This window comes from Rossellomorea sp. DUT-2, assembly GCF_052665285.1.
This window is the reverse complement of sequence record NZ_JBQPEO010000001.1, coordinates 828,709-841,651: the sequence shown is the minus strand read 5'-3', so window position 1 is coordinate 841,651 and position 12,943 is coordinate 828,709. Positions and strand designations below refer to the sequence as shown.

Genomic DNA, 12,943 nt, shown 5'->3' with positions numbered 1-12,943 from the left:
CATCACCTATTTAGATTTTTCCGTACACACACGTATCCGTCAGCCGCTCCTCATCAACCGAAAGATCCTCATTGCGCAGAACCCCTTCCAGCACATAGCCAAGCCTTTCAGGAATCGACCTGCTCCTCCCATTTGTGGATTCACACCTGATTTCCACTCTTTTTCCTTTTAATTCAGTTAATGCAAAATCGGTCAATTTCCCAACGGCTTCCACCATGTAACCATGCCCACTCATTCTGGTATCAATCCAATAACCGATTTCGAATTTCGGAACACTCCAATCAATGTTGTGAAAGCCTGTTGAACCGACGAATTCATTTGTATCTTTTCGGAAGATGAGATACCTCAAACTTTCCCTTGTTAAGAATTTCGCGTGAGCTTCACGTGTGTTTGTTTCAGTATCTTCCACCGAAGGTTCACTCTGTGCAAACCCTAACCACGGTTTTAATTCAGATAGGGATGCCTTAATAGCTGCATTCACTATTCTGCCATCACCCGGGTGAGGCATTCTTAATTCTAATCTTTCGGTTTCTAATACGGTTGGAACTTCCATTAATACAGGGTTCATACAGAACACTCCTTCTATCAAAATAAAAAACTCCCATTCTCAAGAAATGAATCTTGAGGACGAGAGTTTATCTTCGCGGTACCACCTCAGTTTGTTGGCATGTCACCATACCAACCTCTTCGGATACAACCTAATATCCTTTCTCTATAACGGGAGATCCCGATGTATTCACTACATGAAATAGCTTCATACATAACTCCAAGTCTTTTACCATAATGATCATGATGGCTCTTTTTCAGCTAATAGAGTTCTCTGTACATCAATTTCTTCATTATGATCTTCTCTTCATCATCTAATTGGAAATATTTTAAATTAATGAAATTATAAGGTAATAATATCTATTTTGTCAATATACCTGGTATACTATTATTCTAGTCTTTCCAGCCTATACTAAAAATTAATAATACTTTATAATAAAGGAAAAACATACATCTGGAGGAGAAAAATGACTCACCACACAATCACTACATCTATTGGAGATCAATTGATTGAGAGAAAACAGGAAATCGCCAATAAGATCTTCTCAGACCTTTTAGCTGCTTACCCTACACATTATATGGAAGCAGGAAGGAATGAAAGCCTGCCTTATTTTGAGCAGCTTATCGAACAATTAGGTGAAGGCCTGCTTAGAGGAGAAAAAAACGAAGACAAATCAAGTCAGTGGGGAAAAGAAATAGGAAGACTTGCTTGCAGTCAGGGTGTCCCTCTAAATATGTCGATTAGTAAATCCTCCTTATATAAAAAAGTGGTCTTAGAAGATATCATTCTTCGTAATGATGATTTCGTATCGAAGGAAATCCTTCTGCAAATCACACATGATATCGATCAATCTTTCACAAAAATGATTTCCGCTTTCTGTGAAGCGTATAGCGAATATGCAGAAGAACAACTGAAAATATCTGTAGAAAAATATTTGTCCTTATCCACTCCAGTCGTTCCCATCTTCTCCGACTTGGCTGTTTTGCCTCTCATTGGACAAGTGGATGAAGTACGTGGAGAAATGATGGCAGAACATGTCCTTCTTGAGTGTAAGAAGCTATCCATTCATAAATTAATCATCGACCTTTCCGGTGTGTATGAAGTGAATCCATTATTCCAGCAAGGAATCATGAAACTGATTGATAGCCTTAAATTACTTGGAATCGAGCCGATCTTATCAGGAATGCGCCCAGAAATGAGTATTGAATTTGTACAGATAGGTATAAATATTTCAAGTATGAAAATCTATCAATCATTAAATAAAGCGGTAGAAGCTCATTAAATGATCTTACATCAATTAGAAAAGGACTTCATCCACTGAAGTCCTTTTCCTGTTAATGGTGTTGCCCTCCGCTCTCTCCTTCTTGATGACTATCTTCTTCCATCTGTTTCATTTTCTCCATCTCTTCTTTAGAAACGTCTCCGACAATGAATTGCTTCTTCGGCATCACATGCATATCACGTGCCGTTACATGGGTTTGAATATAATATACGCCGGTTTCTTTGAATGTATTTCTTATACTGTATACCCCATTTTTTTCATGGGTTGCCTCAATCATTTCACTTTCCTCTTTGTCGTTCATTTTCCATACTTCAAACTGTATATCATCCGCATCCTCTACATTTTCACCTGCATGGGTTACTTTTACCTTTAATGTATTTTCCTCATTTGGCGATATGTTTTCTGGTAGGGAGATATCCACTTCCACTAGCTTAGCTGTTTCTGATTCACTGGCCGAAGAGTTGGAATTGGCTGTACAAGCTGATAACACCTCAATTAATACTACGATTCCTAAAACAGTAATGATTTTTTTCATTATTTAAACTCCTTTATTTTTTAATTTATCCAGGCTTTTAAAGGTTTGATCTGGGGAAAGACAAAACGGTCCAGTAAAAAAACAATAATAATGGAAATACCCACGAGTGGCATGATAACACCTAATACCAACATGATGAAAAAGACCGCTCTTGTTATATTTTTATCTTTTGACTTAGATGGCGCACCCGATTTACCTTCTGGTTTGCGTTTTCTCCAAAGGATGAGTGAGCTTACTACCATTCCGATCAACCCAATACAGATGATAAGACAGATGATTTGGTTTGCCAGTCCAAATAAGCGGCCTTCATGTAAGGCAATCCCCATCGTGATGGCTTTAGCCATAATGCCATATTCACTGAAGCGTACATCACTTAAGATGGAACCTGAGTATTGATCCACATGGAGAGTCGCGTTATCCCCTGGTTTTGAATGAGAAGTAGCGATGGTGTATACACCCTTCTCCCCTTGTGGCATAGAAATCGTATACGGTTTTTCTATGTTTTCATTCCTTGCTATATACGTAGCATCTTCTAAAGATAATGGAACATATCCACCTGTAGTAGATGAAGGTACTGCCATGTTTTCCGATGCCCAAGGTACATCCTCAGCCACATCTTTCGCTCTTACTACCGATTGAGGCTTTTCTCCAAAACTAGTAGCAAATGGTGGAAATCCAGTATTGGTCGAAGTAGCCAGTCGGTTGATTTGCTCCCCCATCACACCGGACCACGGCAGGCCGGTCAGGATGAGGATCAAAATGGATAGTGATAACCAAAACGCGGGCACTGCATGCATATCTCTCCAGAATGTCCTGCCTTTTTGTCTGAACCTTGGTATGACTGTACTCCAAATCGATGCTTTGTTTCTCGGCCACCATACATACAGACCTGTTATCAGTAAAATAATAGCCCAACATGCAGCAAGCTCTACTAATCGATTGGCTACCGTACCGCCAACGATCAATTCACTATGTAGCTTCTTAAAGGTTTCTGTAAATTTCTCATCTTTTTTTATTGATCCGGTGACATCTCCTGTATAAGGATTGACATACACCGAAGACATCTTACCATTATTCATTACACTGAATTCCATTGTTCGAGAGGGGTCATCATACACTTTCATCGAGGTGACAATTTGATCAGGGGCTTCCTCCTTGACCTTTGCCATTTGTGCAGAAGGACTGATCATAGAAGTGCCTTCTTCCTGTACAAAATAAACATCTTTATAAAGGACGGATTCAATTTGTGGCTTGAATAAATACACTGCACCACTCAGTGCTAAAATAACTAAAAACGGGGCAAAAATGATTCCTGCATAAAAATGCCATCTCCATACAGTTTGGTATAGCGCAGCTCTTTCTTGTTTCTTAGTTTGCTTCGGGGCAGATTCTAATTTCTTTGCTGTTTCCATCTTTAATCTCCTTTATTGATTGACTGGTAAAAGGAATACTTAATCTTAATAAGTTCAGATCAATGAATTTCGTTTTTTTATCTTTCTTGAACTGACTTATTAGCCATTATTAAATGTACTATGGAGTTGTGAAAAAAAAATGAAAAGGTGTATTTTTAAAATTGAATGTTACTACATAGAGGGACGGACCTCTAATTCGCTCTTTCTAATTATGCTAATTATTGAATTTTTGCCTGAAATCAACCTACTATACTCACCGAATCTGGAGGTACGTCCCTCATTATTTTAAAAATGATGTTGGGAAAATGCGTGACTGTTTTCCTATAATCATTTTAATATTTGAGGGCGTTTAGAGGAAAGTTTTCATGATTCTCGGTGAATTTTGTCACTGACCGGATTTTCATTCCTTATATTTACAAATCCTTAATTTTTGCCCTATTCTTTTTTTCTAAAGGGTCTGCTAGAATCCTAGTTAGCAAGAATCATATACATAGTTTCCCATACACACTCTCAATTATTCTTGTGAATTTTCATAAGAGGGGGTCATTAAACAAGCAAACGATTTACTACTCAATTCATTTGTCGTTGAGCCAAAAAAAAAAGAAAAACGGAGGAATGCTATTATGAAGTTTAAAAAAATTGCTGCTTTATCTTTAGCTGCATCACTTGCTCTCGTACCTAGTTTCGGAGGAAGTGCCTTTGCACAAGATCAAAACCCTCTTGAGAAAGCCCCGAAAAAGACAGTTGTCAGTAAAAGCCTCGAAAAAGGCAGCTATGTAAAAGGTGAGGTTATTGTAAAATTTAAAGACGGTGTGGCAGAGTCTGAAAAAGGAAGCACCCTCAAAAAAGTCAATGCTTCTTCAGTAAAGGAAAAAGCTAATAAGAAAAAGCCTTTCGAAGTGTTAAAAGTAGGAAATGTAGAAGCAACCGTAAAAGCATTAAGCAAAAACCCGAATGTGGAATACGTAGAACCGAACTATACCTTCTCAGCCACCTGGACCCCAAATGATTATTACTACCAAGGATACCAATATGGACCTCAAAACACGTATACACCTAGTGCATGGGATCTTGCACGCGGAAGCAGCGGTCAGGAAATCGCCGTTCTTGATACAGGTGTAGATTATAACCACCCTGACTTAGACGGCAAAACGATTCGTGGATATGATTTCGTCGACAATGATTATTATCCAATGGATTTAAATGGACATGGTACCCATGTGGCAGGTACGGCTGCGGCTGAAACGAACAATGGAACCGGGGTTGCCGGTATGGCTCCTAATACAAAGATTCTTGCCGTTCGGGTATTAGATGCCAACGGAAGTGGATCACTTGATGATATCGCGGCAGGGATTCGCTACGCTGCAGATCAAGGTGCTGAAGTTCTAAATCTTTCTCTTGGTTGCGACTGTAATACCACAACTTTAAAAAATGCCGTTGATTATGCTTGGAATAAAGGATCTGTCGTGATTGCCGCTGCAGGAAATGACGGAGTATCAACAACGTTTGAACCAGCATCTTATCCTAATGCGATTGCCGTAGGAGCAGTTGATTCCAGAGACCGTAAAGCTTCCTTCTCAAACTACGGAACATGGGTGGATGTAACCGCACCTGGAGTTGACATCGCTTCCACCATGCCTAACAATGGCTACTCATACATGTCAGGTACATCGATGGCTTCCCCTCACGTTGCAGGTTTAGCAGGATTACTTGCAGGGCAAGGACGAAACAATGTTCAAATTCGTCAAGCAATCGAACAAACAGCTGATCCTATCAGTGGTACAGGCTCTTACTTCCAACATGGAAGAATTAATTCTTACGATGCTGTAAGATACTAATTAGTAGTAAGCACCCCTTAACCCATTGGTTGAGGGGTTTTTTATAATGATTTAATCTACTTCCCCAACATAATTAGAAAGCCAAATGCTTCGAGATTTGATAGTTACCTAGTTTCATAATCACTGGCTGCCCTGAACCCCTCACCTTTTTAGCCCACCCGGCTTATATTAACACTAGAAAAAAATAACAAATTCCAACAAAAGTTTTATATCTAATAAAAAGATTCGTTTTCATGAAAATTTTCCTGAAAACGACCATTATTGACCTCCTCTATACCCTCAAAAAGTCCTGCATTTTCTCAATACCTTCTTCTTCTATTCTATGATAATCTATTTTTGACAGAATTTTTAGAATAATAGGAGGGATTGATTTGAAAAAAAAGAAAATGATTAGCGTGGGGTTATCCATTGGCTTGCTGTCAGGAATGATGGCTTCGGGGAGTTTAGCTGCACCATCTGACAATGCTCTCTTTCAAATGAATAAAAAAGAAGGAACACCGGAATTTGTTTCAGGACTATTATCTTCCCCATCCGGGAAAAAAGCGGAGACAATCGTACTTTCCTTTTTAGAGAAGAACAAGGCGAAATTCAAGCTTTCCGAAAAGAAATCGGACGAGCAGTTCAAGGTACTGTCTGTTGAAAAAGATGAACTTGGAAATAGAGTCGTTCGCATTCAGCAAACCTACCATGGGGTACCTGTTTGGGGTTCCACACAGTCAGCAGTTGTAAATGAAGATGGCACACTTCAAGCTTTCTCCGGTACTGTCGTAGCTGACCTGGATCAAAAGATAACATCACCAAATAAGAAAGTGAACGCGAATAAAGCCTTAAAGATCGCTAAGAAAGATCTTGGAATTGATCCAAAACTAGAAAGAGAGGCTAAACCGGAATTAGTCGTCTATACAGATGGTGATTCTGCTTCCTTTGCCTATTTTGTAAACCTGAATTATTTAGAACCGGCTCCTGGTAACTGGAACTATTTTATTGATGCGAAGTCCGGAAAGATATTAAATAAATACAATGACATGCATGAAGTCACAGGAACAAATCAAGTAGGAACCGGTAAGGGCGTATTAGGTGACTCTAAACCGTTGAACACCACCCTTTCAAGTGGAAAGTACTATTTGCAGGATAATACCCGGGGAAATGGCGTGTATACATACAACATGAACAATCGTACCTTCTTCCCACAATTTTTCTTACCGGGCACTTTGTGGTCGGATAGCGATAATGTCCTAAATGCTGCATATGATGCTCCTGCGGTTGATGCTCATTATTTCGCAGGTGTCACGTATGATTTCTATAAGGATAACCACAATCGTAATTCTTATGATAATCAAGGCGCTCGCCTGGTGTCTTCTGTTCACTACAGTAGCGGCTACAATAACGCCTTCTGGAATGGATCTCAAATGGTGTATGGTGACGGGGATGGCACGACGTTTGCCCCACTTTCAGGCGGTATTGACGTTGTGGCCCATGAATTAACTCATGCGGTGACAGACTTTACTTCTGACCTTGTATATCAGAATGAATCGGGAGCCTTAAATGAAGCGATTTCAGATATTTTTGGTACATTGGTAGAATACGAGAATGGATCAAATCCGGATTTCGAGATTGGAGAAGATATTTATACACCTGGCACATCCGGTGATGCCCTCCGCTCCATGAGCAACCCTGCTAAATACGGTGACCCTGACCACTACTCTAAACGTTATACTGGTACAGGAGATAATGGCGGTGTTCATACAAACAGTGGAATCATCAACAAGCAGGCTTACCTATTAAGTGAAGGTGGTAATCATTATGGAATAAGCGTTCCCGGAATTGGCCGTGAAAAGCTTGGGGATATTTATTACCGTATGAATACAGTATACCTGACAGCTTCCTCAACCTTCAGTCAGGCAAGAGCTGCAGCTGTCCAATCTGCAACCGATTTATATGGAAGCGCTTCAGCAGAAGTTAATGCTGTGAAGCTATCATTTGATGCAGTTGGAATTAATTAAAGGGTTTGCCAGACCGGCAGGGTTTTCTCTGTTGGTTTCTTTACTGGAAATTCTTCATCCTTCATCATAAAAAAAGCCTGCTTCTAAGTACAATAAGTACCCAGAGCAGGCTTTTTCTATTTAGGATAACCTTAACAGCAGCCGCTATCCGGAACACCCACTAATACTAATCCCCCATCTTGGACATCTAATGTGACATCATCAGTCATAGAAATCACAGTCGTATCAAAGGCAACCGAAACCCCATTAATTTCTTCCACTTTATCTGTGGCTTGAGCTGAATCTAAAGAAACACCCATTTGAGGCCCACAGCATCCACCTTGATTAAGAAAAAATCTGATACCTTCCGATTTTTTCTCTTCCATTGCATTCAACAGTACTTCTTTTGCTTCATTCGTAATATTCATTGTATACAATCCCCATTTCTTTTTGAGGTCCGTCCCTCAATTCTTTGGATATAACTCTTTTAATACATTTTTCAGTTCTGGTTTGATGTTGATTTTTGGTCGGACATTCTTTGCTTTCGTTTCGGCTTCTTCGAGTGTGGAGGCTTCTCCCAGTGACAGGAGAGTTCCTGCTGCGACCGTTCCTGTTCGGTTACTTCCTCCGTTACAGTGGAAGTAGACGTTTTTGCCATTTTGATAGGCTGTTACCACTTCATCGATTGCACGCCTTACCGACTCTTCTTGTTGATCAGCATTCTCTACAATGGGACGATGCATGCGGGACACATCATCAAATTCCACTCCAGGTGCTTCAGCTCGCAAGTCGACGATTATATCCACTTTATCATGAACTGAGTCCGCATCTTCGAAACCCCCGATATAAATTCGGTCTTTCACTAATTCATTATAATTCATTGTCATCCACCTTTACTTAGAAAAGTCCATCAGTTTTTTGTACCCTATCTTTTCTTCGCTCATCCATGGAATGAGAGCGGTCTTGTTTGCATAATCGTTATGCACTTTTTGTATCCATTCACGCTCTGCAACAGACCTGCCTCTTAACACGGGATCTGTTGTGTCCGTTGCAGATAGGCTTTGATTGATGACCCACCATTTTGGGTGAATCTCTGCTCGATGCAAATCTTCCTGAAGTCGTTTCGCTTCGAAAACAGGGGTAGCTTCAGGTAATGTCACTATCAATACGCTCGTTTCGTTTGGATTACGAAGGCGTGGCAGTAGATTTTTCACATGGTCTTCCACCTCTCCATTTGAACGCGACACTTCTTTCGTATAAGATTCAGTTGCATCCAGTAAAAGCAGAGTATGGCCCGTTGGAGCAGTATCGATTACGACTATTTCTTCATCCGCTTTCCCCACTATCCCTGCAAAGGAATGGAAGATGGCGATTTCTTCGGTACAAGGAGAGTTTAAATCTTCCTTCAGATACGCCATTCCTTCTTCATCGAGACCCTCTGCTGCTTTAGAAAGAACAGATTTTTTATACGACTCAACCGTTTCTTTCGGGTCGATCCGGCTGATTCTTAAGTCGTCCTTCCCACGTTCTTCTTGAAACATATGAGTTAAGTGTGCTGCAGGATCTGTTGTGGTTAAATGTACCTTATGTCCCCTTTCAATCAATCCAACAGCAATGGCAGAAGCAATAGTGGTTTTCCCCACTCCTCCTTTTCCCATTGTGAAAATGACTCGGGTGTTATTCTTGGAGAAGTCATCTATCACTTCTTTTAATCCGGGAATTTCAATTGATTCAACGTCATCAACAGTTACGGCATTCGGGTTTACCTCTACATGAGAGAATAATTGCCTCAAGGAATTCGTTCCCGTTAAGGAATACGCTACATAAGGTAGCGAATACGTTTGAATTTCCTTGAGAGCAATCGGCATTGAACGTAATGCTTCTTGCTGACGGTTGTAAAAGGCCGATGCAATCGTATCATCCCATTGATGCTTACCCATTAATCCATTTACAATCAACATTTGATTTTTTATTCCAATGTCCTGGAGTTCTGTTGATGCCCGGTCAGCTTCCAATAACGCTGAAGAGTCCGGCCGTGCAACAAGTACAAGAGCTGTTTTTTCCTTATCGGATAAAACGTTAACAGTGGAAGAATACAAATCCTTCTTGTCTCCAAGCCCTGAAAGAGGTCCTAAGCAAGAAGCTCCATGTGTACTCTCTTCCAAGAACCCCGTCCAAGCGGTTGGAAGCTGCAGTAAACGGAGTGTATGACCTGTCGGTGCCGTATCAAATACAATATGATCAAACTGATCTACTATGTCAGGGTCTGAAAGCAAGCTTGTAAACTCATCAAAAGCGGCAATTTCAACTGTACAAGCACCAGACAATTGTTCCTCCATATTACTTACTACAGCTTCTGGGAGCTTCTCTCTATATGGTCCAATAACTTTTTCACGATATGAAGCCGCTGCTTCTTCCGGGTCAAGATTACAAGCGTATAAAGTCGGTAATCCTGGAACTTGTTTAGGTTGATTGGTAAGTTCGGTTTCTAATACATCCTGTAAATTGGAAGCTGGATCTGTACTGACGATCAACACCCTTTTTCCTTCATCAGCAAGGGCAATGGCTGTTGCACTCGCCGTAGACGTTTTCCCCACTCCTCCTTTACCTGTAAAAAAGAGGAATGGTGTATGATGGACAGCCTCTAATTGAAACGATGTGAACACTCTACCCCAACTTTCTTATTTCTTATTAATATCCAATGTCAGTCGTACTTTTCTTTTCTCATTCAATTCCTCAGCCGGTACTTCAAACCATTGTGCAAACTCTTCATTTGAAGGATATTTTCCAACAGCGGCTTGTTTCCCATCAACAAGCGTGACAGGTAAAGCATCCGGACCTTCATCATGCAAAATACGATTGATCACCTCATGGTCAGCAAATGCCCCTGGATCATTCGCTAAATTATATCGGCTAATATCAAACCCTCGTTTTTCAAGTGAATATACAGCATTCGCGACGCGAGTAAGCTCAGGATCAATACTGGGACCACAAACCCCCGTCGAACAACACATTGCCGGATCAAAAATTTCAACCTTAACCATCAAAATCCCTCTCCCTTTACTATGTTTGTATGAAAAAAACCGAGAAGAATCTCTCGGCTTTATAAGGAGGGACGGACCTATTGTACAATACTTAACATTTACAATTCACAATGAGGTCCGTCCCTCTATTTCTGTTTACTTTCCAGTTTCAGCAAATGTTTTGATGCGATCGCTGATTTCATCACGTACGCGTTGGAAGAATGCCCATTTTTCTTCATCCGTTCCTTCGGCTTTTGCCGGGTCATCGAACCCCCAGTGCTCACGCTTGACATGCGGAGGGGTCATTGGGCATTTATCAGCTGCATCACCACAAAGGGTAACAACTAAATCTGCGTTGTTCAAAATGTCAGAATCGATTATGTCAGAAGTTTGGTTTGAAATATCAATTCCCGCTTCTTTCATTGCTTTAACGGCGTTAGGATTTAATCCATGCGCTTCAATACCTGCACTCTTCACATCCCAATCTTCTCCTAAATGATGCTTCGCCCAACCTTCTGCCATTTGGCTGCGGCATGAGTTACCTGTACATAAGAAGTATAGTGTTTTTTTAGACATAGTAATCGAGCTCCTTTTGTTGTAAGTTTTAAGATATGATCATTAACCAGATATATAAACCAATAAGGGTAATGAGTAACGTTGGTACGGTTAAAATAATCCCTGTTTTAAAATATTGTCCCCAAGAGATTTTCACGCCTTTTAATGATAAGACGTGCAACCATAAGAGGGTTGCCAGTGAACCAATCGGGGTGATTTTCGGACCAAGATCAGAACCAATTACATTGGAATAAATTAGGGACTCCCGAATAACCCCTGTAGTGTTCGTATCCATTATCGCAATCGCATCTATCATAACGGTCGGCATATTGTTCATGACCGATGACAGAATCGCTGCAATGAATCCCATGGAAATCGTAGCGACGAACAGCCCTTGATCAGCGGCCACTTGGATAACATCGGTTAACACATTCGTCAGTCCTACATTACGCAAACCATACACTACCACGTACATTCCAATCGAGAAGAATACAATCGCCCATGGAGCACCTTTAATGACAGTTTTCGTGTTGACGGCTGAGCTTTTCCTAGCCATTAATAAGAAGAAAATTGACACGATACCTGCGATGATCGATACAGGAATGTGCAGTGATTCACTGATAAAGTAACCAACAAGCAATATACCAAGCACAATCCAGGATAGCTTAAACATACGCTGATCTTTAATCGCTTCAACCGGTTTCTTTAGCTGGCTGGCATCATAATTCTTTGGAATGCTTTTTCTAAAGAACAGATACAGTACCAGGATGCTTGCAAACAATGAGAAGAAGTTTGGAATGATCATTCTTGATGCATACTCCACAAACCCGATATCAAAGAAATCGGCTGATACGATGTTCACAAGATTACTGACGACAAGGGGCAATGAAGTCGTGTCGGCAATGAATCCACTTGCCATGATAAATGGAAAAACCATTTTTTCTTCAAAGTTCAAGTTTCTCACCATTGCCAAAACAATCGGAGTCAATATCAACGCAGCTCCATCATTCGCAAAAAAAGCTGCGACAACCGCTCCTAATAGGGAAACGTACACAAACATTTTGACTCCATTCCCTTTTGCAGCCCTTGCCATATGTAGAGCGGACCATTCGAAGAATCCGATTTCATCCAAAATTAATGAAATAATGATAATAGCAATGAATGCTAAAGTCGCATTCCAGACTATTCCTGTCACAGCCACAACATCCTGGAAGTCGACAACCCCTACAATCAAGGCAAGGATCGCTCCTCCACAAGCAGACCATCCAATGGACAATCCTCTAGGCTGCCAAATCACGAGGACCAATGTGGCCACAAAAATCATGGTAGCTAAAATTACTGATAACACGGGAAACCCTCCTCCTAATTACAAGAAATGCGTAATCCTTGCTTTTCTAATGCTGTTAATCGATCATCCTGATTAGGCAAGTGTTCCAACAAGCTTTGAACAAACGGATACGCATCACTTTCTTTGTTAAGAGAGTAAAAGACCCATTGACCCCTTCTTAATTCCCTTACAAGTCCTGCATCTTTCAATTTACGAACATGCTGTGAGATGGCAGGCTGACTCATTTTGAAAATCTCGACAAACTCACACACACAGCAGTCATTGGATTCTAATAGTTTCACCATAGTAAGACGGGTTTTATCCCCCAGAAGCTTTAACATTGTTGCCGCCCTTTCAATATCAACTTTTGATTTAAGCATGTAAACACCTCCTCAATCATTTATATTATTAGCATATTATTATTTACTTATATAATAAGAAA

At 40.5% G+C, this 12,943-nt stretch carries 13 protein-coding genes; 3 read left to right on the top strand and 10 right to left on the bottom strand.

All coding sequences use genetic code 11. From position 1 onward, the window contains the following. Nucleotides 1–10 precede the first annotated feature (10 nt). Nucleotides 11–568 carry a GNAT family N-acetyltransferase gene (locus ACOSV2_RS04195; protein WP_428974033.1) on the bottom strand — a complete coding sequence of 186 codons (558 nt, stop codon included), beginning with the start codon at nucleotides 566–568 and terminating at the stop codon, nucleotides 11–13. A 445-nt stretch (nucleotides 569–1,013) separates the two neighbouring features. Here ACOSV2_RS04195 and ACOSV2_RS04190 point away from each other — a divergent pair, with 445 nt between their 5' ends. Then, nucleotides 1,014–1,829: an STAS domain-containing protein gene (locus tag ACOSV2_RS04190; protein WP_428974032.1), complete on the top strand. Its 816-nt coding sequence runs from the start codon at nucleotides 1,014–1,016 to the stop codon at nucleotides 1,827–1,829. Nucleotides 1,830–1,881: 52 nt separating this feature from the next. On the opposite strand, the gene ACOSV2_RS04185 is transcribed toward ACOSV2_RS04190, so the two are convergent. Together ACOSV2_RS04185 and ACOSV2_RS04180 are read right to left on the bottom strand one after the other, a co-directional pair. Continuing rightward, a complete protein-coding gene (locus ACOSV2_RS04185) occupies nucleotides 1,882–2,364 on the bottom strand; it encodes a FixH family protein (protein WP_428974031.1) in 483 nt (160 codons plus the stop codon). Between the two features lie 20 nt (nucleotides 2,365–2,384). Further along, entirely contained in the window at nucleotides 2,385–3,776 is a 1,392-nt protein-coding gene (locus ACOSV2_RS04180) for a PepSY-associated TM helix domain-containing protein (RefSeq protein ID WP_428974030.1), read from the bottom strand. 623 nt (nucleotides 3,777–4,399) lie between these two features. Between ACOSV2_RS04180 and ACOSV2_RS04175 the strand changes: the two genes are divergently transcribed. Both ACOSV2_RS04175 and ACOSV2_RS04170 read left to right on the top strand, forming a co-directional pair. After that, nucleotides 4,400–5,614 (top strand): S8 family serine peptidase, encoded by a 1,215-nt coding sequence (locus ACOSV2_RS04175; RefSeq protein ID WP_428974029.1) that lies wholly within the window; start codon nucleotides 4,400–4,402, stop codon nucleotides 5,612–5,614. A 386-nt stretch (nucleotides 5,615–6,000) separates the two neighbouring features. Next, nucleotides 6,001–7,617, top strand: coding sequence for a M4 family metallopeptidase (locus tag ACOSV2_RS04170; RefSeq protein WP_428974281.1), 1,617 nt, complete (start codon nucleotides 6,001–6,003; stop codon nucleotides 7,615–7,617). A 131-nt stretch (nucleotides 7,618–7,748) separates the two neighbouring features. Here ACOSV2_RS04170 and ACOSV2_RS04165 read toward each other — a convergent pair whose 3' ends face one another. The 7 genes from ACOSV2_RS04165 to ACOSV2_RS04135 form a co-directional block, all read right to left on the bottom strand. Continuing rightward, nucleotides 7,749–8,024 carry an adhesin gene (locus ACOSV2_RS04165; protein WP_428974028.1) on the bottom strand — a complete coding sequence of 92 codons (276 nt, stop codon included), beginning with the start codon at nucleotides 8,022–8,024 and terminating at the stop codon, nucleotides 7,749–7,751. 36 nt (nucleotides 8,025–8,060) lie between these two features. Next, nucleotides 8,061–8,477: a protein-tyrosine phosphatase family protein gene (locus ACOSV2_RS04160; RefSeq protein WP_428974027.1), complete on the bottom strand. Its 417-nt coding sequence runs from the start codon at nucleotides 8,475–8,477 to the stop codon at nucleotides 8,061–8,063. Between the two features lie 12 nt (nucleotides 8,478–8,489). Beyond that, nucleotides 8,490–10,262, bottom strand: a complete 1,773-nt coding sequence (arsA, locus tag ACOSV2_RS04155) for an arsenical pump-driving ATPase (protein ID WP_428974026.1) — start codon at nucleotides 10,260–10,262, stop codon at nucleotides 8,490–8,492. Between the two features lie 15 nt (nucleotides 10,263–10,277). After that, a complete protein-coding gene (gene arsD / locus ACOSV2_RS04150; RefSeq protein ID WP_397551549.1) occupies nucleotides 10,278–10,640 on the bottom strand; it encodes an arsenite efflux transporter metallochaperone ArsD in 363 nt (120 codons plus the stop codon). Between the two features lie 135 nt (nucleotides 10,641–10,775). Next, the gene (gene arsC / locus ACOSV2_RS04145; RefSeq protein ID WP_428974025.1) at nucleotides 10,776–11,195 is read right to left on the bottom strand and encodes an arsenate reductase (thioredoxin); all 420 of its coding nucleotides are present in this window, start codon (nucleotides 11,193–11,195) and stop codon (nucleotides 10,776–10,778) included. Nucleotides 11,196–11,223: 28 nt separating this feature from the next. Beyond that, entirely contained in the window at nucleotides 11,224–12,522 is a 1,299-nt protein-coding gene (locus ACOSV2_RS04140) for an arsenic transporter (RefSeq protein WP_428974024.1), read from the bottom strand. Between the two features lie 14 nt (nucleotides 12,523–12,536). Beyond that, a complete protein-coding gene (locus ACOSV2_RS04135; RefSeq protein WP_427597343.1) occupies nucleotides 12,537–12,881 on the bottom strand; it encodes an ArsR/SmtB family transcription factor in 345 nt (114 codons plus the stop codon). Nucleotides 12,882–12,943 lie beyond the last annotated feature (62 nt).